The following is a 25,067-nucleotide window of genomic DNA, read 5'->3' on the forward strand; positions in this document are numbered from 1 at the left end:
GGTCAGGAGAGCGGGCGCCCCGGGCCCTTCTTGATCTGGTCGACGAAGAGCCGGGCGAGCGCCTGCTGCCCGGCGACCGTCGGATGGTAGCTGCGCGGCTCCGCCTCCAGCGCCGCGAGGTTCAGCGTCAGGCCGTTCATGTAGGCGTCGCGGCTGCCGACCTCGTGGCCGGCGAACGCGCTGTAGGCGTCCACGAACTCGACGCTGCCGTGCTTGCGCCCGGCCGCCTTCCGCGCGTCGGCCTCCATCACCGACTGCCGGATCACCCCGCCCAGCTCGTAGGCCCGCGCGTTCAGCCAGCGCTGGTCGGGCACGGTGATGTTGTCCCCGTCCACGCCGCTGATCTCGGAGAACGCCTTCGGGTAGGACATCACGACCACCCGCGCGTACGGCGCCCGCGCGGTGATCCTGGTCAGCAGGGCGGGCAGGTCCTGCCGGAGCTCGGAGAGGCGGCGGGCGATCTCCTCGCCCTGCGAGGTGCAGCCCCTCCCCCACGGCAGCTTGACGACGCAGCCGGCGAGCACCCGGGAGAACCCGACGTCGTTGCCGCCGATGCTGAGGGTGACCAGGCTGGTGTCCCGCCCGATGCGGTCGATCTGCGGGGGCTCGCCGCCTCGACCGTCCAGGACGTCGTCGGTGGTGGCGCCGGAGCACGCCCAGAACGCGGTGCCCTTCGCGAAGCGGAACGCCCGCGAGACCTCGTGGTAGTAGGCCTTGGACGTCCGGTGGCACCGTTCGAGGGGGTTCTGGTCGGCCACGGTCGCCTCCGCCCCGACGCCCGCCGAGTAGGAGTCCCCCAGCGCGACGTAGGCGCCCCGCGTGGCCACCTCGACCGGGGTGGGCGTCCGGGTGGCCGCGACCGGGTCCGCCCGCGTCTCGGGATCGGGCGTCCGGCACCCCTTGCCGAAGACCTCGCACCGCGCCGCCGGCAGCGCCACCAGCGGGACGACCCCCAGCGCCAGCAGCAGCACCAGGCAGGCGAGCGCCGTTCCCCGCTCGCCGAGACGGCCCCGCACCCACGCGACCGGGCTGATCATCGTCCTCCTCCGTCGACGAACCCGGCGTCCATGGCGCGGACGCCCATGGGCCAGACGTCTCCCGGTCGTCCCGGGTTCCCGCCTTTACATTGTAGATCTTTAACTGGACCGCCCCAGCGGCGCCCACATGACGAGCCGCGGCCCCAGCTCGTGCAGGCCCGCCTTGATCTCGGCGTCCCAGTAGGTCCTGATCCCGGGGCCCCACCGCTCCTCCGGCAGCTCCGCGAACCCGTGCCGGGCGTACCAGGGGCCGTTCCACGGGACGTCCCGGAACGTCAGCAGGCTGACCCCGGGCGCCCCGGCCGCGGCGGCCCGCGCCTTGACCTCCTCCAGCAGCAGGACGCCGATCCCCCGCCCCGTCAGGTCGCCCCGCACCGAGATCTGCTCCAGGTGCGCGGCGCCGTCGACCTCCTCGACGGCCGCGAACCCGACCGGCGGGTCGCCGGCCACCACGATCTCGGCACCCCTGCCGGCCACCTGCTCGATCACCGTCGGACCGGGCGGGAACACGATCCCGATCTCGCCGAACATCGCGTCGCCCGAGTCCTCGATCGCCGCCAGCCCCGGCAGGTCCTCGTCCCGCGCCGTCCGGACCTCATGCACCATGACGCGATCGTAAGCGCCGCCCCCGCGCCCGTCGCCCGATTAACCGACGGCCCGGCTCAGGAGTAGAAGCGCATGTGCCAGTCCATCGGAGGCTCGCCGTAGGAGTCGGCGGGCGGCCGCGCGCCGAACTCCACGGCGCTGCCCTCGGCGAGCGCGGTGATGATCCCGGCGGCCTCGACGCCGGCGCGCCAGTGCTCGGGGACGGCCCGGGCCCCGTACCGGGCGCCGAGGAGGTTCCCGCAGATCGCGCCGGTGGAGTCGCTGTCGCCGGAGTGGTTGACGGCGAGCAGCAGCCCGCGCGGGACGATCTCCAGCGGGTACCCGCCGACGGCCTCCGCGACCAGCGCGGCGTGCACGGCGATGGCGAGGGCCTCGGGGCCGGTGAAGCCGCGCCCGAGGCTCTCCAGCCGCTCGGGCGCCTGGAACGCCGGGCCGCCGCGCGGCAGTTCCAGCGCCTCCTCCAGCGCGGCGGCCGTCTCCTCGTGCCCGGCGTGCTTGCGCAGTTCCGCCATGGCGCCCCCCAGGGCGTCGACGAGGGTGGCGCCGTTGACGAGCGCCGACACCGCGACGGCGAGCGTGCCCGCGGGCAGGTGGCCGGACGGGTGTCCGTGGGTGAGGGCCGCGACGCCCTGCCCCCGGGTGAAGACGGCCCCGGGGTCCGGGTATCCGAAGCCGCACGGCGCGGCGCGGACCGTCCCGGCGCAGCCCTTGGAGTCGTTGACGGGTTCGTCCACCCTGCCGAGCGGGTGGCCCGGCTTGCCGCGCGCCGCCGCCATGCGCAGCGCGGCGAGCGTCGTGCGGCCCGCGCCGCGCGGTGCCGTCACCGCGGGGTCGCGCTGCGCCGGGCCGCCCGTGTTCAGGTGCTGCTCGGGCATCGGCTCGCCCTGGACGCGCAGCCACTCGATGTAGTTCGCCTGCACCAGCCCGAAGTACGCGCCGCCGATCCCCCGCGCCCGGGCCCGGATCGACGCCTGGACGCCCGCCTGCGCGGTGACCAGGCTCAGCTGCGTCGCCTCCCCGATCTCCGCGCGCCTCGGCAGGCCCGTCACGCCCGCGGGCCCGTACGCCGCGCGGATCTCGGCGAGCGACATCCCCTCGACGGGCCGTCCGAGGGCGTCGCCGACCGCCCCGCCGAACAGGCACCCCAGCATCCGATCAGCCGCCATGTCCGCCATGCCCGCCACGCTAGCGCCCCCTCCTCCGGCAACGTCCGGAATGCCCGCCCCGCGCCCCCGGCCAAGGCGCCAACAGCCCCCTCCCCAGATCGCCGCCGCTGAGGAAGCGGTCCTCCGCACCCGACCCTGGTGCGGCTCGGTGGAAAAACGGGCTGCGTCCCCGGCACGGGCGTGGGCATGCTGGGGCATGGCGTGGAATCTGACCGGTGATGTCCATGAGTTCCTCGCGCGGGCGGGAGGGTTCCTGCGCGCCGATCCCGTCGCCAACACGGTGCCGCTGACCGTGGCCGAGGCCATCCGGCGGCAGGGGTCCGGCCTCTACCGGACGGCGCTTTTCGGCTGGTTGTCGGACGGCGGCGGCGTCGCGGGCACGTTCATGTGGACCGGGGCGTACCCGGTCCTGCTCAGCGCGATGCCGGAACCGGCCGTCCCGGAGCTGGCCGAAGCGCTGGCCGGACGGGACGCGAGGCTCCAGGGCGTCAACGGGGCTCCGGACCTCGCCGAGGTGTTCGCGGAGGCGTGGACCCGCCGCACCGGGGCGCGGGCCCGGGTCGAGCTGCGGCAGCGGCTCCACCGGCTGGCGGGGCTCGACATGCCGGACCCGCCGCCGGAGGGGGCCGCGCGGGTCGCGGACGGCGGGGACCGGGACCTCGTGCGCGACTGGTTCGCGGCGTTCCACCGGGACGCCGGCGGCCACGGGGATCCGAACCCGGCGGTGATCGAGGGTCGGCTCGCGGAGGGCGGCGTCACGCTGTGGGAGGCCGGCGGCCGCCCGGTGGCGATGGCGGGACGGACGCCGGCGGTCGCGGGGGCGGCGCGGGTGGCGCCCGTGTACACCCCCGCCGAGCACCGCCGCCGCGGCTACGGGGCCGCGGTGACCGCCGCGGTGACCCGCGCCGCCCAGGAGGCGGGCGCCGCCGAGGTCGTGCTGTTCACCGACCTCGCCAACCCGACCAGCAACGGCGTCTACCGGCGGCTCGGCTACCGCCCGGTCGAGGACCGGGTCGTGCTGGCCTTCGCGTGACGGCCCCGGGCGTCAGCTGACGCCGGCCTCCTTCATGTCGCGCAGCTCGCGCTTGAGCTCCTTGATCTCGTCGCGGAGCCGGGCGGCGAGCTCGAACTGCAGGTCGGTGGCGGCCTGGTGCATCTGCTCGGTCATCTGCTCGATGAGGCCCTCCAGCTCCTCGCGCGGGCGCTCGCCGACCAGGTCGGCGGCGTGCCGGCCGACCTCCCTGGTGCGGGACGCGAGGCCCGGCACGGGCGCCTTGCCGCGGCTCTGCTGGCGCCCGGCGCCGCCGATGAGGGTCTCGGTGTCGGCGTCCTCGCGGACGAGGGAGTCGAGGATGTCGGCGATGCGCTTGCGCAGCGCCCGCGGCTCGATGCCGTGCTCCTCGTTGTAGGCCCGCTGCTTGGCGCGGCGCCGGTTCGTCTCGTCGATCGCCCGCTCCATGGACGGGGTGACGGTGTCGGCGTACATGTGCACCTGGCCCGACACGTTGCGGGCGGCGCGGCCGATCGTCTGGATGAGGGACGTCTCGGAGCGCAGGAAGCCCTCCTTGTCGGCGTCCAGGATCGCCACGAGGGAGACCTCGGGCAGGTCGAGGCCCTCGCGGAGGAGGTTGATGCCGACGAGCACGTCGAACTCGCCGGCGCGCAGCTCGCGCAGCAGCTCGATGCGGCGCAGCGTGTCGACCTCGCTGTGCAGGTAGCGGACCTGGATGCCGAGTTCGAGCAGGTAGTCGGTGAGGTCCTCGGCCATCTTCTTGGTGAGGGTGGTGACGAGGACGCGCTCGTCGCGCTCGGTGCGCTCGCGGATCTCGTGGATGAGGTCGTCGATCTGGCCCTTGGTCGGCTTGACGACGATCTCCGGGTCGATCAGGCCGGTGGGGCGGATGACCTGCTCGACGACGTCGCCCTTGACGCGGTTCATCTCGTAGGGCCCCGGCGTCGCGGACAGGTAGACGGTCTGGCCGATCCGGTCGAGGAACTCCTCCCACTTCAGCGGCCGGTTGTCCATGGCGGAGGGGAGCCGGAACCCGTGCTCGACCAGCATCCGCTTGCGGGACGCGTCGCCCTCGTACATGGCGCCGATCTGCGGGACGGTCTGGTGGGACTCGTCGACGACGAGGAGGAAGTCCTCGGGGAAGTAGTCCAGGAGGGTGTTGGGGGCCGTGCCGGGGCCGCGGCCGTCGATGTGGCGGGAGTAGTTCTCGATGCCGGAGCAGGTGCCGACCTGCCGCATCATCTCGATGTCGTAGGTGGTGCGCATGCGCAGCCGCTGCGCCTCCAGCATCTTGCCCTGCCGCTCCATCACGGCGAGGGTCTCCTCCAGCTCGGCCTCGATGTCGCGGATGGCCCGCTCCATGCGCTCGGGGCCGGCGACGTAGTGGGAGGCGGGGAAGACGTACAGCTCGTCGTCCTCGGTGATCAGCTCGCCGGTGAGCGGGTGCAGGGTGGCGAGCTTCTCGATCTCGTCGCCGAACATCTCGATCCGGACGGCGAGCTCCTCGTACTGCGGGATGATCTCGACGGTGTCGCCGCGGACGCGGAACGTGCCGCGGGTGAAGGCGAGGTCGTTGCGGGTGTACTGCATGCCGACGAGCTGCCGGAGCAGGTCGTCGCGGTCGATCTCCTGGCCGACGCTGAGCCGGACCATCCGGTCGACGTACTCCTGCGGGGTGCCGAGGCCGTAGATGCAGGACACCGACGCGACGACGACGGTGTCGCGGCGGGTGAGCAGCGAGTTGGTCGCCGAGTGCCGCAGCCGGTCGACCTCGTCGTTGATCGAGGAGTCCTTCTCGATGTAGGTGTCGGTCTGCGGGATGTACGCCTCGGGCTGGTAGTAGTCGTAGTAAGACACGAAGTACTCGACGGCGTTGTTCGGCAGCATCTCGCGCAGCTCGTTGGCGAACTGGGCGGCGAGGGTCTTGTTCGGCTGCATGACGAGGACGGGCCGCTGCAGCTTCTCCACCAGCCAGGCGATCGTGGCGGTCTTGCCGGTGCCGGTCGCGCCGAGCAGCACCGCGTCCTTCTCGCCGCGCTCGACGCGGGCGGCGAGGTCGGCGATCGCCGTCGGCTGGTCGCCCGACGGCGTCATCTCGGTGACGACCTCGAACGGCGCCACGCGGCGCCGCAGGTCCGTGACTGGGCGCATCGGCACTCCCCTGGATCCGGCGTACTCCCCTGCTCTCCCAACTGTATGCAGGGGCTCCGACATTCCGCGGCCGAGCGGGCGCGGCCCGGAGCTCAGGAGGCGGGGAGCGGGAGCCTGGCCCGGACGGCGTAGCCGCCGCCGCGGGGGCCGGCGTCGAAGCTGCCGCCGAGGGCGGTGACGCGCTCGCGCAGCCCGATCAGGCCGTTGCCCCCGGAGGGGAGCCGGTGCTCGGGCCCGGCGGTGGGCGGCTCGTTGGCGATCTCCACCTCGATCGCCTCCGGGAGGAGGCCGAGGTCCACGCGGGTGTCGGCGGCGCCGGCGTGCTTGTGGACGTTGGTGAGGGCCTCCTGCACGAGCCGGTAGACCGTCCGCCCGACGGCGGGCGGCATGGGGCGCTCCTCCCCGCGGACCTTCAGGTCCACGCGCAGGCCCGCGGCGCCGGACTGGCCGACCAGCTCGCGGAGGTGGGCGAGCGTCACCGCCTGCTGCGGGAGGGCCTCCTCCCCCTGCCTGAGCACGCCGACGACGTGGCGGAGCTCCTCCAGGGCCTGCCGCCCCATGTCTCCGATGACGGCGGCGGTCTCGGCGGCCCGTTCGGGATCGCGGACCGCGATCGCCTTCAGCGCGCCCGCGTGGACGACCATCACGCTGATGCGGTTGGCGACCACGTCGTGCATCTCCCGTGCGATGCGGGTGCGCTCCTCCCCCCGCGCGCGCTCCGCGAGCAGGTGCTGTTCGCGTTCGAGCCTCGCGGCGCGCTCCTGGAGGGAGGCGAGGAGCTGCTTGCGCGCGCCCATGTAGAGGCCGAGCAGGACGGGGACCCCGACGAACGCGATCCCGAAGATCGCCTGCGCGAGGAAGGACTCCGTCGCCGCCGTCGGGCCGGGCAGGACCAGGTTGGCGACGTATCCGGCGACCGCGATGACCACCACGGTGCGGCGGGAGGCGGTGTAGGCGGCGAGCGAGTACAGGATCACGAGGGTGCCGAACGCCCCCGCGCCGGTGACGGTGCCGAACACCACCGCGAACACGGCCAGCCCCACCGGATGGGAGCGCCGCACGATCAGGGCCAGCCCGAGCACGACGCTGCTGACGGACACGACGGGGGGCGGGAGCCAGAACTTCTGCTCCGCGAACCACAGGAAGAGGCCGTCGGCCACCGCCAGCGTCACGGCGAGCGCGATGTCGAAGGCACGGGAACGCCGGGTGGGCCATGCCCCCGCCGCCCCCGTCCACCAGCCCCGCACGCGCATGGCGACGAGCCTATAGCGACCGGAAGGGCACATCGTCGCACAGGTGAGCGAACCCCCTACCTGCGGGGCTTTTCCGGCGGACGGACGCTGTGGTTACGATGACCGCGCCGGCCGTGTCGTTCCAGGGGACGCGACCCTCAGACGCCTCCCGAGCACCCCCGGCGCCGACTAGGACGGGGAAACCGCACAATGGCCCGATTCGCCAACTGGTTCGGGAAGAACGCCGACGCTGTGATCGCGCTGGTGCTGGCGATCGTCGTCGCGGTCCTCGGCCTCGGGGTGAACCTGCCGAACGAGACCGAGATCACCAACAGCGGGATCCTCGCCGTGATCGGCCTGCTGGCGACGTCGGTGCTGCGCGACCGCGGGCGGCGCCTCCCGGTCGAGGCGGAGGTGCGCGACACGCTGCGCGCCTCGTCGGCCACGCTCGGCGAGCTCGACGCCAAGCTGACCCATATCGAGGGGTTCGAGAGCGTCCTGTCCGACACCAAGCGCGCGCTGGACGAGACGACGGTCGTCCGGGTCATCAGCGGGGCGCAGGTGGCGCAGGTCCTCGCGGACGCCCGCCGCGACACCGACCGGTGGTTCTTCAAGGGCGGCACGGGCACCTACATCCGCGCGCGCACGCTGCCCGAGTGCGTGGCTGCCGCGCGCAGGGAGCGGCGGACGCTGCTGTTCCGCCTGGAGATCCTCGACCCCACGAACGTGGAGGTGTGCGAGGCGTACGCGCGCCACCGCCGCTCGGTGTCGGACGGCCCGGACGCCACGGGCGAGCCCTGGACGCTGGAGCGCACCCGCAAGGAGGCCTACGCCACGATCCTGGCGGCGTGCTGGCACAAGCAGCGGTTCGCGATGCTCGACATCGACATCGGCCTCGCGCAGACGATGACGACGCTGCGGTACGACCTCGCCTCGTCCCGCGTCGTGGTCACCCGCGACGACCCGCGCGGCGAGGCCCTGGTGATCGACAACGCGAAGTTCTACTACAGCTGGGTGAGCGCGGAGCTGCAGACCAGCCTCGACCAGGCGCGCCGCGTCCCGGTCGAGCAGGCCAGGCTCGCGCCCCTGGACGACGAGCCGACCGTGGAGGAAGTCCGCAAGCTCTTCGAGGTCATCGGAATCGACCTCGCGCAGGGCTATGCCGACCGCGATGTCATAGAGATCATACGTAAGGCCCTGCGGCCCAAGGACCCGTACGAGTGACCGGGCCTGGAGAGGCCGGGCAAGGCGCGGGCGACGGGCCGCAAGGCGCCCGGGAAGGCGTCTCGGTGAAGGGTGAGGCCGCCGGAGTGAGGTACGAGGAGATCCGCGAGGAGATCCACGCCGGTACCGCGGCGCGGACGCTTCCGGCATGGGCGGGGCGCGTCCTCGACGGCGTCCTGGAGGACGTCGCGGCGGGCCGCTCGACCCTCCCGGCCGTGCGGCACCCCCTGGGCTTCCTGTGCCTCCCCCTGGAGCGCAGCGGCGACCTCGGGGTGTGCCTCCACATCTGGACGCCGGAGGTGCTCCCGGCGCCGTCCACCACGTCGCCGGTGCACTGCCACAGCTGGGACCTGCTCAGCTTCGTCCTGTACGGGACGGTCCGGAACGTGCGGATGGAGGTCAGCGAGGCCTCCGCCACCGGGACGCAACAGGTCTTCGAGGTGGTGAGCCAAGGCGACCTCGACGAGCTGAGGGCGACCGGGCGCGCCGTCAACTGCGCCCCCGCCAAGTCCACCACGCACCGGACAGGCGAGTCCTACACTCTGCCCGCGGGCGTCTTCCACAGCACGCTGATAGAGGACGGGCGGGACGCCGCCACGGTGGCCCTGGGCCGCCAGACGCCGGGCGGAGGCGACCTGTCGCTCGGCCCCCTGGACGTCCCCAGCCACAAGGTGCGCCGGTCGCGTTCCGACCACGCCGACACTGTGCGGGCCCTGCGGCGCTCGGCCCGCAGGATCGCCGCCGCCCACTGCTCGCCGCGCCGGTAGCCGGCCGCCGGATCCGACTGGAGAGGCCCGATGAGACCCACGACCCCGTCAGCGGCCCTTCCGGTCGACCTCTCCGAGGCGCGCCGCGTGGCCGTGGAGGCCGCGGAGGCAGCGGGCGCGCTGCTCAGCGCCCGCGTGGACGGCCCCCTGGGGGTGCGGCCGAAGGGCGACGGCGGGGACGTGGTGACGGAGTTGGACACCGCCGCCGAGGACCTGATCGTCGGGCGGCTCCGGGCCGCGTACCCGGGGCACCGGATCATCGCCGAGGAGTCCGGGATCCTCGACGGCGCGCCCGGCGAGGACATGGTGTGGCTCGTCGATCCGCTGGACGGCACCAACAACGTGGCGATCGGCATGCCGGTGTACGCGGTCGGGCTGGCGCTGTGCGCGCGCGCCGAGCCGGTCTTGGGCGTCGTCCACGACCCGGTGAGCGGCCGGACGTGGTCGGCGGTGCGCGGCAGGGGCACGCTGGGCCCGGACGGGAAGCCCCTGGCGCTGGCCGACCGGCCCCGGCCGGGGCGGGAGAAGAACCCGCTGCTGGCCTGGACGCAGGGCCACAAGGTCGGTGCGGGCGATCCGGTGGCGTTCGCCATGCGCTCGGCCCTGGAGCTGCGCTGCGCGCGCATGCTGCAGCTGTGGGCGCCGCTGGTGGCGTGGACGATGCTGGCGCGCGGCGACATCGACGGCATCGTCGGCTACCTGCCCGAGATCGTGGACCTGCCCGCCGGGGCGCTGGTGGCCGCCGAGGCGGGCGCGGAGCTGCGCCGCCTGGACGGCGCGCCCTACGAGCTGGGCATCGACCGCCCGGCGTCCGAGCTGGGGTTCGTCGCGGCGCGTCCGGAACTGCTCGACCGCCTCCTGGAGACCACGGCGAAGATCGACCCGTAGGACGGGCCCCGCTTTCGCCTGCCGGGCGACCGGGTCAGCGGGTCAGCAGGAGGACGCCCACGGCGGCGGCGGAACCCGCCACGGCCAAGACCGTCCCCGCCAGGACGAACGTGCGCATCGGCACGCGGACGTCCCACCGCCGGCACCACTCGAACCACAGCAGCGTGGCCAGCGACCCCCAGGGCGTGATGACGGGCCCCACGTTCGTCCCGATGAGCAGGGAGAGCAACTGGTCCCTGTTGGAGGGGGGCACGGCCGACTCCCCCGCCACGTAGGCGGGCAGGTTGTTGAGGACGTTCGACAGGCCCGCCCCCGAGAACGCCGCCCGGAAGGCCCCGGCCGTGCCGCCGTCGCCGCCGATCAGGCCGCGCATGGCGTCGTCCAGCCCGAACCGCTCCAGGGTGGGGACGACGAGGAACAGCCCGGTGACGAACACCATGAGCTGCCAGGGGATGAGCACGGGGCGCAGCACCGACCGGTCGCGCACGGCGAAGGCGGCCACGGCCACGGCGGCGGCGACCGTGGCGGCGACGCCCAGCTGGATCCCGGTGTGCACGCCCGCGAGGATCGCCCCGATGAACAGCAGGCACGCCGCGCCGGTGGCGGAGAACAGCACCGGGTCGCGGACGGGCACCGGCTCGGGCGGGTCGTAGGTCTCCTCGCCGCGCATCCGCCGCCGCCAGTAGAACGCCCACAGCAGCGCCATCGTCACGGCCAGGACCGCCAGTTGCGGTGCCCACATGCGCGCCGCGAACGCGCGCGTCTCCAGCGCCACGCGGTCGGCGGCGAGCAGGTTGGTGAGGTTGGACACCGGGAGCAGCAGGCTCGCGGTGTTGGCCAGCCACACCGTCGTCATCGCGAGCGGCAGGGTCGCGATCCGCGCGCGCGCCGCCAGCGCCAGCATGACCGGGGTCAGCAGCACTGCGGTGGTGTCCAGGTTGAGGAAGACGGTGGTGAGCGACGCGAACGCCACGCACAGCAGGAACAGCGCGAGATAGTTGCCGCGTCCGGCTTGGGCCATCCGCTGCGCGATCGCGTCGAAGACCCCCGCCTCCTTGGTCAGCTCCGCCAGGATGATGACGCTGAACAGGAAGAGCAGCAGGGGCGCGATCCGTCCGACGCTGGAGCGGGCCGTGTCGGCGGGCAGCAGGCCGGTCGCGACGAACACCAGGCCGAGGGCCAGCACGGCGATGCGGATCCAGTCGAGGACGCCCAGGGAGCCGAGGGCGCGGCGCAGGGCCTCGATCGGGGCGGGCGGCACGCGCGTCATGATTCCACAGGCGATACTGGCGCCATGACGACCCCCGGCCACCCCCAGGAGCGCCCGACCGACTTCTTCATCAGCTACTCCCCGGCCGACGAACGGTGGGCGTCCTGGATCGCCTGGCAACTGGAGGCCGCGGGGCACCGCACGATGATGCAGGCGTGGGACTTCGTCCCCGGGACCAACTTCATCGACTACATGGACCGGGGCCTGTCGGAGGCGAAGGTCGTGGTGGCGGTGCTGTCGCGCAACTACCTGCGCTCCCGGTACGGGCGGCTGGAGTGGATGGCGGCGCTGCGGGCCGACCCGGACGACCCGGCGCGCAAGCTGGTCACGGTCCGCATCGAGGACTGCCCGATCGACGGGCTCCTCTCCACCATCACCTACGTGGACCTGGTGGGGGTCGACGACCCGGACGAGGCGCGGCGGCTGCTGATGCGGCGCATCCAGGAGGCCCTCGCCGGCCACGCGCGCCCCCTGAACGGCCCTGGGTTCCCCGGAGGGGCCCCGAACCGCCCCGGGCCGCTTCCCGGTGGCCGGGAGCCCCTCGTGGGCCGTCTGGAGGAGGCTGACGGGCCTGCGGGCGGGGAGCGGCGGCCCGAGCCCGCCGGGGAGCGGCCCCCCCGGCGCGCGCCCGTCGCCGCGCCGGCGTTCCCGGCCGCCGACACCGCGCAGGAGCCGCGCGAGCGGCTGACCGTCCTGCACGTCTCCGGCCCCCGGTTCGGGCGGACGCTCGCCGAGCCCGGGGAGCCGACGACCGCCACCGAGCTGCAGGACCGGATCTGGAGCGATGTCACCCGGCTCGCCGACTCCGGAGTGCCGCGGCCCGACCTGCTGGTGGTCACCGGCAACATCACCCACTCAGGCAGCCGCAAGGAGTTCGCCGAGGCGCTGTCGTTCCTCACGAGCCTGCGCGCGCTGCTGGGCCTGGAGGCGCAGCGCGTCGTGGTGGTGCCGGGCACGCACGACGTCACCCGGGCGGCGTGCCAGGCGTACTTCTCCAGCTGCGAGGCCGACGACATCGAGCCCCAGCCGCCGTACTGGCCGAAGTGGCGGCACTACGCGGGCCTGTTCAAGGAGTTCTACCAGGGCATCGACGCGCTCATCTTCGACAGCGCCCAGCCGTGGACGCTGTTCCCCGTCCCCGATCTGAAGGTCGTGGTGGCCGGGCTCAACTCGACCCTGCCGCAGACGCACCGCGAGGAGGACCGGTACGGGCGCGTCGGGCAGGCGCAGGCCGCCTGGTTCAACGAGCGGCTGCGGCACTTCGAGGGCGAGGGCTGGCTGCGCCTCGGCGCGATCGAGCACACGCCCGTCGCCGGGGAGCCGGGCGTGCTCCGCGACCCCGAGACGGTGGAGACGCTCCTCGCCTCCCACGTCAACCTGTTCTTCCAGGGGACGGAGTCGGAGTACGGCACCGTCCCCCTGCTGGCGGGCGGCGGCGTCCCGTCCGTCCCGGCGCTCGGCCCGGGCCGGCACCAGCTCGTCGTCGTGCACCCGGAAGGGCTGGAGCGCTGGATCCCCGAGGAGGCCGGGAGGCGCGGCCCGGAACGCCTCGAACGGTCCTGGACGGCCGTGAGCGGAACGTTCCCGCCGCCGCGCGCGCAGACCCCTCCCGCCCCTCCCTCCCCGGAACTCGGCCCCGGGGCCGACGGCGGCGCCGACCCCGTCCCCGACCCCACGGCGCGCCTGCTCGACCGGCTGACGGAGGCGTGCGAGACGCGGTTCGAGCGCGCCACCATCCGGCGCGTCGTCCCGCCCGCGCGCGAGGACGGCCGGTCCGACCCGCCGCACCTGCTGCTCACCCACCTGGAGGACGGCTTCGTCCGCCAGTACCGGATCGGCGCCCACGTGGGGCAGGTGACCGAGGCGGACGTGGACGCGTTCGTCCGGCACGTGCACGCCGACGGAACCGACCACGGGTCCGAACTCGTGTACCTGGGGCCGGCCCCGGCGCGGTCCGTGCGCGACGACGCGCTGCGCCGCGGCATCCGGGTGCGCAGCCTCACCGAGTTCCAGGGGCTGGTCGACCTGTCGGAGTACGTCGCGGCCCAGACGCGGCGGCTGTCCGCGGGCGGCCTCTACCCGCCGTCCCTGTACGTCCCGCAGCGCTACCGGGAGCTCGACCGGTTCCTTCCGGAGGGCGGCCCCGGCGGCGAGAGGCGCTCGGGCACGGACGTCCACGACGACGTCGTCGGCGAGATGCTGCGGCTGCTGGCCGCCGACCACGGGCGGTTCCTGCTGCTGCTCGGCGACTTCGGCCGCGGCAAGACCTTCGCCCTGCGGGAGCTGGCCCGCCGCATCCCGCAGGAGCTCCCGCACGTCATCCCGATCCTCATCGAGCTGCGGGCGCTCGACAAGGCGCACTCGGTGGACGGCCTGGTCGCCGCGCACCTCGCCAACCACGGCGAGGAGCTGATCGACCTCAAGGCGTTCCACTACATGCTCCGCCAGGGCCGCATCGTCCTGCTCTTCGACGGGTTCGACGAGCTGGTGACGCGGATGACCTACGACCGGGCCGCCGACCACCTCGACACGCTGCTGCGGGCCGCCCAGGACAAGGCGAAGATCGTGGTGGCGAGCCGGACGCAGCACTTCAAGTCCCAGGCGCAGGTGCTGACCGCCCTCGGCGAGAAGGTCGGCGTGCTGCCGCACCGGCGCGTCCTCTCCCTGGAGGAGTTCGCGCCCACGCAGGTCCGCTCGTACCTGGTGAACCGGTACGGCGACGAGGGCGCCGCCGAGGAGCGGCTGAGCCTGCTGGCGGGGATCGAGGAGCTGCTGGCGCTGACGTCCAACCCCCGGATGCTGTCGTTCATCGCCGACCTCCCCGAGGAGCGGCTGCGCGCGGTCGCGCAGGCCCGCCGCGCCGTCAGCCCCGCCGACCTCTACCAGGAGATCCTGTCGTCCTGGCTGGCGTACGAGGCGGAGCGGGTCGGCGGCGCGGGCGGCCCGTCCGGGATGAAGGCAGACGACATGTGGCAGGCCGTGGGCACGCTCGCGCTGCGGCTGTGGGAGGGCAACGAGCAGTTCCTGCGCCTCGCCGAGCTGGCCGACGTCGCCGACGCCCTCACCGGCCTCACCGCGGGGCGGATGTCGCCGCACCAGGTGACCCACGCCGTCGGCGCCGGAAGCCTGCTCGTGCGCACGCCCGAAGGGCTGTTCGGGTTCATCCACCAGTCCGTCATGGAATGGCTCGTCGCCCGGCACATCGCCGACGAGTTCGCCAAGGGCGAGGCCCCGGCCGCTCTGAACCGCCGCGCCCTGACCCAGCTCACGGTCGACTTCCTGTGCGACCTCGCCGACACCCGCGCCTGCCAGGAGTGGACGGCGGGCGTCCTCGCCGACCCCGAGGCCGACGACATCGCCCGCGCCAACGCGATCCGCATCACGACACGGCTGCGCACCCCCGCGCACACCGACCTGCGCGGCGCCCGCCTGCAAGGCGAGGACCTCTCCTACCGCGACCTCCAGGAGGTCGACCTCACCGGCGCCGACCTCACCGACGCCCAACTGGTGGGCGCGAACCTCTCGCGCGCCGTCCTGCGGGACGCCTCCCTCGCCGGGGCGCGGCTGGACGAGGCCACGCTGACCGGCGCCGACCTGCGCGGCGCCGACCTGTCCCGGGCCCGCCTCGCCCGCGCCGACCTGCGGGACGTCGCCGTGGACGGCAGCCGCTGGACCCGCGCCGCCCTCGTGGACGCCGTGCTCCCCGACCGCGTCGCGACCGCCCCCGAACTGCGCGAGGCCGCCATCGCGCCGGGCCGCCCGATCGACATCCAGGTCGCCCCGGCCGCGGTGGGCGTCCCCTACGGCTTCCACTTCCAGACGAGCCGCCTCCCGCAGCCGCTCGCCTACAGCCCCGGAGGCTCCGTCCTGGCCGTCGGCAGCGAGGACGGCGGCGTCCTCGTCTGCGACGCCGTCACGGGCACGCCCCTGCGCAACCTCCAGGGCCACACCGACCGCGCCTACGCGGTCGCGTTCGACTCCGAGGGCCGCCTCCTGGCGAGCGGGTCCGCCGACGGAACCGTCCGGCTGTGGGACCTCGCCACCGGGCACACCGCGCACACCTTCGCCGTCCACCCCGCGGGCGTGTGGCCCGTGGTGGTCGGTGGACGCTCCCCGGCGGGCGGCGACCTCCTCGCCGCCGGCGCCGCCGACGGGACGATCCGCGTGTGGGACACCGTGTCCGGCGTGCTCCTGCACGAGCTCGCCGGGCACACCGCCCCCGTCTACACCGCCGTGTTCGACCCCGCCGGCTCGCTCATGGTCACCGGCGACGCGGGCGGCACGCTGCGCGTCTGGGACCTCGCCACCGGCGCGCTGCGCCGCGAGCTGGCCGGGCACCACGGCGCGGTGTTCCGCGCCGTCTTCCACCCGGACGGCTCCCTGCTCGCCGCCGGGGACGAGGCGGGCGTCGTCCGGCTCTGGGACATCCGCACCGGCGAGATCCGCCAGGAACTCCTCGGCCACACCGGCCGCGTCTACGCCATCGCGTTCCACCCCGAGGGGGACCTCCTCGTCACCGGCGACACCGACGGGTCCGTCCGGATCTGGGAGGACGGCCGGCAGCGCAGCGTCCTCACCGGCCACGGCGGCGGCATCTACCAGGCCACGTTCAGCCCGGACGGCGGCAGGCTCGCCACTGCCGACAGCGCCGGTTCCGTCCGCCTGTGGGACCCGCGCACCGGCCGGCAGCGCCTCGAACTGGCCGGGCACCGCGGCGCCGTGTGGCCGTTCGCGTTCCGCCCGGACGGCTCGCAGCTCGCCACCAGCAGCAACGACGGCACGGCCCGGCTGTGGGACGCCGAGACCGGCCAGTGCCGGGTGGTGCTGCGCGGCCACGGCCGCCGCGTCACCCGCGTCGCGTTCAGCCCGGACGGCGGGATGCTCGCCAGCAGCGGCAACGACGGCCTCGTCCGGCTGTGGGACCCCCGCTCGGGCCGCATGATCCGCGAGCTGCGCGGCGTCGCCGACAACCTCACCTCCGCCGCGTTCAACACCCGCGACTCCCAGCTCGCCACCGCCACCAACGACGGCGGCGTCCACCTGTGGCAGGCCGGGACGGGCACGTTCGAACGCGAGCTGAACGTCGAGACCGACCACGTCTGGGCGCAGGCGTTCGCCCCGTCCGGGGACGTCCTCGCCACCGCCAACGACGACGACTCCGTCCGGCTCTGGTACTGGACGACCGGCCGCGAGATCGTCAACCTGGCCGACCACCGGGGCCGCGTCCGCTCCATCGACTTCCAGCCCGGCGGCGCGCTGGTCGCGACGGGCTGCGACGACGGCCTCGTCCGCCTCTGGAGCCCCCGCACGGGCGAACTCGCCTCCGCGCTGCACGGCCACACCGACCGGGTGTACCAGGTGTCGTTCTCGCCGTCCGGCGAGACCCTCGCCAGCGCCGGCAACGACGGGACCGTCCGCCTCTGGGACCCGTCCGCGGGCGAACTCCTGCACACCCTGACCGGGCACACCGGACGCCTGTGGACGGCCGCGTTCCACCCGTCCGGGGCCATGCTCGCCAGCGCGGGCGACGACATGGTGGTGCGCCTGTGGAACCCGTCCAACGGGCGGCTGCTGCACACCCTCACCGGCCACACCCGCCGCGTCTGGTCCGCGGCGTTCAGCCCGGACGGCTCCCTCCTCGCCACCGCGGGCGACGACGGCGCCATCATCCTGTGGGACGTCACCGACCGCGACGCCCCGGCGCGCCGCGCCACCCTCCTCGGCCTGGCCGAGGGCTGGGCGGCCCTGGCGCCCGACGGCCGCTACAAGTGGGAGGGCAACGCCACCGCCGAGTTCTGGTACGCCGTGGGCATGTGCCGCTTCGAGCCGGGCGAACTCGACGCCTACCTCGCCGAGGTCCACCGCCTCCCCCTCGACGCCCCGTTCTAGGGGGCGGTTCTAGGAGGCGCTGCGGGTGAGGGCCTCCCAGAGGGCGTCGACCTGGCTCTTCAGGTCGGCGAGGGAGCCGGAGTTGTCGATGACGCGGGTGGCGACGGCGCGGCGCTCCTCGCGGGACGCCTGGTTGGCCATCCGGGCGCGGGCGTCCTCCTCGGTCATGCCGCGGCGGGCGACGAGCCGGTCCAACTGGACCTCCTCGGGCGCGTCCACGACGACGACCTCGTCGTACATGCCGGCGAGACCGTTCTCCGCCAGGAGCGGGACGTCGTAGACGACGACCGCGTCCGCGGGGGCGGCGTCCATCAGCTCCTGCATCCGCTCCCCCACCAGCGGGTGGACGATCGCGTTCAGGGCGGCGAGCCGGTCGGGGTCGGCGAACACGACGCGGCCGACCTTCTCCCGGTCGAGGGCGCCGGACGGCAGCAGGACGTCCTCGCCGAACTCCGCCACGACGGCGGCGAGGCCCGGGGTGCCCGGCTCGACCACCTCGCGGGCGATCATGTCGGCGTCGATGACGACCGCGCCGTGCTCGCGCAGCCGCTTCGACACCTCGCTCTTGCCGGATCCGATACCGCCGGTGAGTCCCACTTTCAGCACGGGACTCACCCTAGCGGCGCGGTCGCTAGGCCGTTCCGGCGGGGACGAGGGGTTTGCGCATGTGCACATGCGTGAGGTGAGCGGCGACGCGCTCCCGGCGCACCTCCGCGTAGCCGAGACTCCGGTACAGGCGCAGGTTCGACTCGCTCAGGTGGCCGGTGAACAGCACGCACGCGTCGGCGCGCCCGGCCACCTCGCCCTCCAGCGCCGTCAGCAGGCGCCGCCCGATCCCGCGCCCCTGGAGGTCGGGGACGACGACGAGCCGCCCCACCAGGCACGTACGGTCGTTGAACTGGGCGCGCACGGCGCCGACGAGCCGGCCGCCCAGCACCGCCTTCAGCACCACCGCGTCACCGGCGAGCACCTTGCGCAGCTGCTCGGCCGACTCCACCAGCGGCGGGATGAACGGGTCGCCGTACAGCTGCGCCTCGGTGACGTAGGCGGCCCGCTGCACGGTCATCAACTCCCCCGCGTCCGCCGGGCCCGCCCGCTCGATCACGACCGTCTCGCCGCTCATGTCAGGAACCTAGCGCGAGCGGCGCCGGCGTTCGGGTCACCGCCCGATCCGGACGGTCACCGCGACGGGGTAGTGGTCGGAGGCCTCGGACTCGGGCACGGAGTAGTCGGTGACGAGCACCCCGTCGGACCCGAAGACCCAGTCGGTGCTCGTGCCGTCCGGCCGCGTCGGGTACTGCTCGCCGCCGATCGCGGTGTTGCGCAGGTCGGTGCCGTCGGTCATCGCGGTCAGCTCCGCGCTGCCCGCCCCGGCGTTGAAGTCGCCGCCGATCAGCGTGCGGGGCGCGCCGCCCCAGGCCCGCAGCAGCGCCGCGATCTCCCGGGACCGCTCGCCGCGCTGGTCGTCGCCGCCCTCCAGGTGCGTCGACCACACGTCCATCGTGGTGCCGCCGACGGCGAGCCGCGCCCACACGTAGCCGCGGATCTGCGACCAGTCGCCCCTCGGCATCCGGCCCGTCCCGGAGCTGCGCACCGGCAGCGAGGTCAGGATCGCGTTGCCGAACTGGCCGTCGGCGGCGGGCCCCCAGACCAGCTTCATGCCGAGGCGCCGCGACAGCCACACGGCGACGTCGGTGGTGCCCGACAGCAGCGACCCGCGTCCGGCCTCCTGGAGCAGGACGACCTGGGCGTGCTGGCCCTCGATGACGCGTGCGACGCCCTCGGGGTCGAGGCGCCCGTCCTGGTTGACGGCGTCGTGGATGTTGTAGCTGAGCACCCGCACCTGTCCGCCGGCGGGCGCCGCCGGGGCCTCGCCGTCCGGCGCGGCGACGGTGAACACGAGGGTGCCGGCCAGCAGCACCAGCGCGGCGCCGCCGGCGGTGAGGGCGCGCAGCGGGGCGCGGGCGGGCAGCGGGCCGCCGCGGGCGGCCGCGATCGCCGCGAGCGCACCGAGCGCGATGCCGGCGACGCCCGGCAGCACGTTGTTCGGGACCGGCAGCGGCGACACCGCGCTGACCTGGTACGGGATGAGGATCGCGGCGATGAGCAGGCCGCCGAGCGCGGCGCCGGCGTCCACCCGCCAGACCGGCCCGCCGGTGCCCGCGCGGCGCAGCGGCGCCCGGCACGCGACGGCCAGCAGCCACGCCGACAGCACCTGCCCGACGATCACGATGGGGACGACCTCGATACCGGAGATCGCGTACGTGCCCGCGACGGCGCCCGCGCCGACGCCGAGGACGGTCCCGCCGAGCACGCACACGCCGCCCGGCACCGCCCGCACGGCGAGCCCGGAGGCGAGGAACGCCAGCGCGAGGCCCTGCCCGATGACGATCGCGACGTGCGCGCCGGTCAGCGACTGCCACCCCGACGAGGCCACGAACGCGGGGCTGGCGAGCACGAGGACCTGCAGCGCGAGGAACGGCCCGAACGCCGCGGCGCCGAGCGCGTCCCGCCACGAGACGCCGGGCGCGGTGACGGGCCCGGACGCCAGCTCGCGGTAGAGCGCGGCGGCGCCGACGCCGACGAACGCCAGGCAGGCCAGCCAGGGGCCGATGCCGTCGCGCCACACCGCGTCCCAGGTGGCGAAGCACATCCGCACGGCGGTGTCGATGGACAGGCCCGCGACGGTGGCCGTCGCGAACCCCACCCCGGACAGGCCGCGGGCGCCCTCGTACAGCGCCGCGACGGCGATCATGCCGATGGCGGTGCCGGCGAACGCGAGCCAGGTGCGCGGGTCGACGGCCTGCGCGAGCAGCCGGACCGCGAACAGCCCGCCCACGCCGGCGAGCAGCAGCCCGCGCGGGCCGGCGAGGCGGCGGATCAGCGGGGCGGCGAACCCGGCGAGGTAGACCACGAGCACCGCGCCGGCGGCGGCCGCGGTCCCGGCCTGGTCGGCGAAGTGGTCGAGCTGCGGCAGCGAGAACCTCAGCGTCTGCGCCAGCACCGCGACGGTGACGGCGATCAGCGCGAGTCGCGCGGGGCCCTGCGGGACGATCGGGGAGCCGGCCGCCGCGGGGCCGCCGGTCCTGGTGCCTACGTCTGTGCTGGCCAATTGAACGAGTGCTCCCGGGGGACGAGCGGACCTTCGGGACATGCGGATGCTGGGGGGCGCCGCGGACCGGCGCGCGGCCTCGGAGCCATGGTGGCGTAACCGAAGCACGGCCGGAGGCCGATCCCGAAAGATCGTTCTCCGGCCGTGCTCAGTATGTCACCGGCCGCCGCGCGGGGCCGCCTGGGCGGCCGCGCGCGGACGGCGCGTCAGGGCCTCACTGGCCGCCGGAGAGCTTCTCCCGCAGCGCGGCGAGCGCCTCGTCGGTGGCGAGGGCGCCACCGCCGGACTCGCTCTCGCCACCGCCGGAGTAGGAGGTCTCACCACCGCCGCCGCCGCCCGCGGGCTCGGCGCCGGCCTCCGCCTCGGCCTTGCGGGCCTCTTCGATCTGCTTGCGGTGCGCGTCGAAGCGGGCGCGGGCCTCGGCGTACTGCCGCTCCCAGGTCTCGCGCTGCTCGTCGAAGCCCTCGAGCCACTCGCCGGTGTCGGCGTCGAAGCCCTCGGGGTACTTGTAGTTCCCCTGCTCGTCGTACTCGGCCGGCATGCCGTACAGGGTCGGGTCGAAGTCCTCTTCCTCGATCCCCGCGGCGCCCTCGTTGGCCTGCTTGAGCGACAGGCTGATCCGGCGCCGGTCGAGGTCGATGTCGATGATCTTCACGAAGATCTCGTCGCCGACCTGGACGACCTGCTCGGGGATCTCCACGTGCCGCTCGGCCAGCTCGGAGATGTGCACCAGGCCCTCGATGCCCTCCTCGACGCGGACGAACGCGCCGAACGGCACCAGCTTGGTGACCCGGCCCGGGACGACCTGCCCGATCTGGTGGGTGCGGGCGAACTGCTGCCACGGGTCTTCCTGGGTCGCCTTGAGCGACAGGGAGACGCGCTCGCGCTCCATGTCGACGTCCAGGACCTCGACCGTGACCTCCTGGCCGACCTCGACGACCTCGGAGGGGTGGTCGATGTGCTTCCAGGACAGCTCGGAGACGTGCACCAGACCGTCGACGCCGCCGAGGTCGACGAACGCGCCGAAGTTGACGATCGAGGAGACGACGCCCTTGCGGACCTGGCCCTTCTGCAGGGTGTTGAGGAAGGTCTGGCGGACCTCGCTCTGCGTCTGCTCAAGCCAGGCACGGCGGGACAGCACCACGTTGTTGCGGTTCTTGTCCAGCTCGATGATCTTGGCCTCGAGCTCGCGGCCCACGTAGGGCTGCAGGTCGCGGACCCGGCGCATCTCGACGAGCGAGGCCGGCAGGAAGCCGCGCAGCCCGATGTCGAGGATGAGGCCGCCCTTGACGACCTCGATGACCGTGCCGGTGACGATGCCGTCCTCGTCCTTGATCTTCTCGATCGTGCCCCAGGCGCGCTCGTACTGCGCGCGCTTCTTGGACAGGATCAGACGCCCCTCCTTGTCCTCCTTCTGGAGGACGAGGGCCTCGACGTGGTCTCCGGTGGAGACGACCTCGTTCGGGTCGACGTCGTGCTTGATGGACAGCTCGCGCGAGGGGATGACGCCCTCGGTCTTGTAGCCGATGTCGAGGAGGACCTCGTCACGATCGACCTTGACGACAGTGCCTTCGACAATGTCGCCGTCGTTGAAGTACTTGATGGTCTCGTCGATCGCTGCGAGGAAGGCTTCCTCGGACCCGATGTCGTTGACCGCTACCTGCGGGGTGGTCGAGGTGGCCTCGGTGCTGCTCGTCATGTGTCGGCTGGCTCCGGTACGGACATGGAAGTCGTATGGGTTGTGCGCGGAGGGCCGTTATCCGCCCTGCCGAGGACCGGAATGGAACGCGACCAACGCCGCGTCAGTGAACCGAACCGATGTCGCCGACCTGACCGAGCGCGAGCCTGCTCCGTCCGAAGCGCGCGCAGGCCCACAGCGCAGCGATCAGGATATGGGACCGAACTCCCGTGGTCAATCCGCCGCCGGCGGGCGCGGGTCAGTACGTCCGCGCGTAGGCCCTGTACCACTTGGCGATCCGGTCCTCGGCCGCCTTGGGAAACGTCACCGTGTTCGGGTCTCCGTCAGATGTGTACCGCTCATCGGGGTTCTTGTCCAGGTACTCGAGCCAGGCCGTGGAGCAGTACTTGGTGCAGTCGTTCTCCTTGATCTTGCCCTCGGAGCGCACCCGGTCGATGTTCCACCGGTCGAAGTCGGCGTCGAACGGGGACACCGAGGGCCGCCACCCGGCGAGGAAGATCCCCTGGAAGGCGTACCGGCCGTCCAGCTTCTCGGCCCAGGCCTTCTTCTTCGGCACGGCCCCGAACGGGTACGCGAACGTCGTCGTGTGCGCCCCGGTGAGCCGGACGATCCGGTCCTCCATGTCGCCGATCTCCTTGTGCACGCCCTTTTCGGACATGCCGGAGAGGCTCGGGTGGGACACCGTGTGGTTGCCGAGCTCGAACCCGTGCTGCTGGAGCCACCGCAGCCCGGCCGCGGCCTGCGTGTCGTCCATCCCGAACAGCTCCTTGTTCAGGTAGAACGTCGCGACCGGCCGGAACCCGGGGTTCTCCCGGGCGACCTGCTGGATGACCGCGACCGCCGTGTCGGGCTTGGGGTTGCCCTGCGGGTCCAGGCCGAAGTGCCCGGGCGTGCTGTCGTCGAACGTGAGCACCACGGGGTGCTTCCCCGCCGGCACGTCGATCCGCCCGCTCACGAACTCGGCGGCCGTGATCGGGTAGTAGCCGTCCTTGGCCAGCCCGGTCAGCTCGTCGTAGAGCTCCTTGCTCGACCGGTCCAGCGACAGCTCGGGCTTCTTCATGATCCGGTGGTACATCAGCACCGGGACCTGCCCCAGCTCGTTCGCCTTGACGGCGGCCGCCCCGGGCGCCGCCGCCGCGATGGGCGTGGACACCACCGCGGTGGGCGTCGCGCTGCCCGAGGCCCCAGAGGCCCCCGGCACCGGCGTGGTCCCCGCCTTGGCCGCCCGCGCGGTCGGCGTCGCCCCCGACGCGGCCCCGACCCGCTGGGCCACGTTCTCCCTACGACGCTCCTTCCCGCTCCCGGGAAGCGTCAGCCCCAGGACCACGGCGCAGACGATCACAACTCCAGCGATCTTGTGAAGGAGAGGCACATTACCCCCGCCGGTCGACCCGATCAGGACCAGGAGGACAGCGTACGACCCCCCGGACATCTACGGACACCAACCGACGTACCCATATGACCCTCACCCACCACCCCCGCCCCGCCCCACAACAAACCAAGTCCGAAAACCCCCGGTAAAACCCACCCACCCCCGAAAAACAACGCCCCCAAAAACCCAAGCCGACAAGCAGTCCCCACCACAAAGGACACAAACCCACAAAAGCCGCAATTAACTCAAAACACCCACCTCAACACCATCTACAGCCGCAGTCCGAGCACCCCGCCACCGCCCACACGACGGCGATCACACCCTCGAGGCGCCCCAGGCCTCCCGAAGGCACTCCGCGTGCCGTGCGTCGCTCGGCTCAACCCATCCGATGACGTCGCCCCCCAAAAGCTGCCGCGCGCACTGACACGTCGCGGCGACACGCAGCAGCGTGACGAAAAGAGCCATGCGGAGCAGCCACCACCACGGCAACCGCCACACCCACCGACACCCCCACGATTACGCCCGCCGTCAACGCAGCTCCAGCCCCGTCCGTCCCAGGAGCCGCCAGGCGAGCCGTACACACTTCCGACATCCCCCACTGCGACAACCGCAGCCGCACCGTAACGAGACGACGACCCAAGCCTGGCGATCGCGCCCGAAGGCAGGTTCAAGCGAAGCGAGAACCTGATCGCGCAGCGAGCCGCAAGGCGAGGCCCCACACACCGACCGCCACCCACCACCGCAACGACCCCAGCCACCACAGCACCCCGCAACAACCTGGGGACCCGCGATCGCGTCCGAAGGCAGATTCGAGCGAAGCAAGAATCTGATCGCGCAGCGAGCCGCCAGGCGAGCCGGAGCGATGCCAGCGATCGCAGCAGTGTCCGACGATGGAGGGCCGCCAGGCCCGAAGGAGGAGGCCACTGCAATAAGCACCGCAACGACCCCAGCCACCACAGCACCCCGCAACAACCTGGGGACCCGCGATCGCGTCCGAAGGCAGATTCAAGCGAAGCAAGAACCTGATCGCGCAGCGAGCCGCCAGGCGAGCCGGAGCGATGCCAGCGATCGCCCGCAGTGCCCGACGATGGAGGGCCGCCAAGGCCCGAAGGAGGAGAGCACTGCAATAGGCACAGCACCTACCCGACCACCTCAACGGTGGCGATAGCGCCAAGCGCAGGTTCAAAGCGAAGCGAAAACCTGATCGCGCAGCGAGCCGCCAGGCGAGCCCCGCACACCGACCGCCACCCACCACAGCACCCCGCAACAACTTGGGGACCCGCGATCGCGTCCGAAGGCAGATTCAAGCGAAGCAAGAATCTGATCGCGCAGCGAGCCGCCAGGCGAGCCGGAGCGATGCCAGCGATCGCCCGCAGTGCCCGACGATGGAGGGCAGCCAAGGCCCGAAGGAGGAGAGCACTGCAATAGGCACAGCACCTACCCGACCACCTCAACGGTGGCGATAGCGCCAAGCGCAGGTTCAAAGCGAAGCGAGAACCTGATCACGCAGCGAGCCGCCAGGCGAGCCCCGCACACCGACCGCCACCCACCACAGCACCCCGCAACAACCTGGGGACCCGCGATCGCGTCCGAAGGCAGATTCAAGCGAAGCAAGAATCTGATCGCGCAGCGAGCCGCCAGG

16 protein-coding genes are annotated in these 25,067 nt (G+C 73.2%); 5 read left to right on the forward strand and 11 right to left on the reverse strand.

The window, feature by feature from the left end; genetic code table 11:
- Positions 1 to 2: 2 nt before the first annotated feature.
- The 3 genes from AB0C21_RS14940 to AB0C21_RS14950 form a co-directional block, all read right to left on the reverse strand.
- A complete protein-coding gene (locus tag AB0C21_RS14940) occupies positions 3 to 1,037 on the reverse strand; it encodes an SGNH/GDSL hydrolase family protein (RefSeq protein ID WP_500204658.1) in 1,035 nt (344 codons plus the stop codon).
- Between the two features lie 99 nt (positions 1,038 to 1,136).
- Positions 1,137 to 1,643, reverse strand: coding sequence for a GNAT family N-acetyltransferase (locus tag AB0C21_RS14945; protein WP_500204660.1), 507 nt, complete (start codon positions 1,641 to 1,643; stop codon positions 1,137 to 1,139).
- Between the two features lie 56 nt (positions 1,644 to 1,699).
- Positions 1,700 to 2,818: an ADP-ribosylglycohydrolase family protein gene (locus AB0C21_RS14950; RefSeq protein ID WP_500204662.1), complete on the reverse strand. Its 1,119-nt coding sequence runs from the start codon at positions 2,816 to 2,818 to the stop codon at positions 1,700 to 1,702.
- Positions 2,819 to 3,005: 187 nt separating this feature from the next.
- Here AB0C21_RS14950 and AB0C21_RS14955 point away from each other — a divergent pair, with 187 nt between their 5' ends.
- Positions 3,006 to 3,842 carry a GNAT family N-acetyltransferase gene (locus AB0C21_RS14955; RefSeq protein ID WP_500204664.1) on the forward strand — a complete coding sequence of 279 codons (837 nt, stop codon included), beginning with the start codon at positions 3,006 to 3,008 and terminating at the stop codon, positions 3,840 to 3,842.
- Positions 3,843 to 3,854: 12 nt separating this feature from the next.
- Here AB0C21_RS14955 and uvrB read toward each other — a convergent pair whose 3' ends face one another.
- Together uvrB and AB0C21_RS14965 are read right to left on the reverse strand one after the other, a co-directional pair.
- The gene (gene uvrB, locus AB0C21_RS14960; protein WP_149257218.1) at positions 3,855 to 5,972 is read right to left on the reverse strand and encodes an excinuclease ABC subunit UvrB; all 2,118 of its coding nucleotides are present in this window, start codon (positions 5,970 to 5,972) and stop codon (positions 3,855 to 3,857) included.
- A gap of 92 nt (positions 5,973 to 6,064) precedes the next feature.
- Positions 6,065 to 7,225, reverse strand: coding sequence for a sensor histidine kinase (locus AB0C21_RS14965; RefSeq protein WP_500204666.1), 1,161 nt, complete (start codon positions 7,223 to 7,225; stop codon positions 6,065 to 6,067).
- 189 nt (positions 7,226 to 7,414) lie between these two features.
- On the opposite strand from AB0C21_RS14965, the gene AB0C21_RS14970 reads away from it, so the two are divergent.
- From AB0C21_RS14970 to AB0C21_RS14980, 3 genes are all read left to right on the forward strand, one after another.
- Positions 7,415 to 8,428, forward strand: coding sequence for a hypothetical protein (locus tag AB0C21_RS14970; RefSeq protein ID WP_500204668.1), 1,014 nt, complete (start codon positions 7,415 to 7,417; stop codon positions 8,426 to 8,428).
- A 65-nt stretch (positions 8,429 to 8,493) separates the two neighbouring features.
- Complete coding sequence (locus AB0C21_RS14975; protein ID WP_500204670.1) at positions 8,494 to 9,195, forward strand: hypothetical protein; 702 nt, start codon at positions 8,494 to 8,496, stop codon at positions 9,193 to 9,195.
- Between the two features lie 30 nt (positions 9,196 to 9,225).
- Positions 9,226 to 10,083, forward strand: a complete 858-nt coding sequence (locus tag AB0C21_RS14980; protein ID WP_149257221.1) for an inositol monophosphatase family protein — start codon at positions 9,226 to 9,228, stop codon at positions 10,081 to 10,083.
- Between the two features lie 34 nt (positions 10,084 to 10,117).
- On the opposite strand, the gene AB0C21_RS14985 is transcribed toward AB0C21_RS14980, so the two are convergent.
- The gene (locus AB0C21_RS14985; RefSeq protein WP_500204672.1) at positions 10,118 to 11,353 is read right to left on the reverse strand and encodes an ArsB/NhaD family transporter; all 1,236 of its coding nucleotides are present in this window, start codon (positions 11,351 to 11,353) and stop codon (positions 10,118 to 10,120) included.
- 24 nt (positions 11,354 to 11,377) lie between these two features.
- Between AB0C21_RS14985 and AB0C21_RS14990 the strand changes: the two genes are divergently transcribed.
- The gene (locus AB0C21_RS14990; protein WP_500204674.1) at positions 11,378 to 17,242 is read left to right on the forward strand and encodes a WD40 domain-containing protein; all 5,865 of its coding nucleotides are present in this window, start codon (positions 11,378 to 11,380) and stop codon (positions 17,240 to 17,242) included.
- Positions 17,243 to 17,251: 9 nt separating this feature from the next.
- On the opposite strand, the gene coaE is transcribed toward AB0C21_RS14990, so the two are convergent.
- The 5 genes from coaE to AB0C21_RS15015 all read right to left on the reverse strand — a co-directional run bounded on the left by coaE (position 17,252) and on the right by AB0C21_RS15015 (position 23,326).
- Positions 17,252 to 17,848, reverse strand: coding sequence for a dephospho-CoA kinase (coaE, locus tag AB0C21_RS14995; protein WP_500204676.1), 597 nt, complete (start codon positions 17,846 to 17,848; stop codon positions 17,252 to 17,254).
- 25 nt (positions 17,849 to 17,873) lie between these two features.
- Positions 17,874 to 18,365 carry a GNAT family N-acetyltransferase gene (locus tag AB0C21_RS15000; RefSeq protein ID WP_500204678.1) on the reverse strand — a complete coding sequence of 164 codons (492 nt, stop codon included), beginning with the start codon at positions 18,363 to 18,365 and terminating at the stop codon, positions 17,874 to 17,876.
- 36 nt (positions 18,366 to 18,401) lie between these two features.
- Positions 18,402 to 20,354 (reverse strand): endonuclease/exonuclease/phosphatase family protein, encoded by a 1,953-nt coding sequence (locus AB0C21_RS15005; RefSeq protein WP_500204680.1) that lies wholly within the window; start codon positions 20,352 to 20,354, stop codon positions 18,402 to 18,404.
- A 214-nt stretch (positions 20,355 to 20,568) separates the two neighbouring features.
- Entirely contained in the window at positions 20,569 to 22,053 is a 1,485-nt protein-coding gene (rpsA, locus tag AB0C21_RS15010; RefSeq protein WP_500204682.1) for a 30S ribosomal protein S1, read from the reverse strand.
- A gap of 238 nt (positions 22,054 to 22,291) precedes the next feature.
- Entirely contained in the window at positions 22,292 to 23,326 is a 1,035-nt protein-coding gene (locus AB0C21_RS15015) for a polysaccharide deacetylase family protein (RefSeq protein ID WP_500204684.1), read from the reverse strand.
- Positions 23,327 to 25,067 lie beyond the last annotated feature (1,741 nt).

The sequence above is a fragment of the Spirillospora sp. NPDC049024 genome (assembly GCF_040649235.1).
Classification (GTDB): Bacteria; Actinomycetota; Actinomycetes; order Streptosporangiales; family Streptosporangiaceae; genus Spirillospora.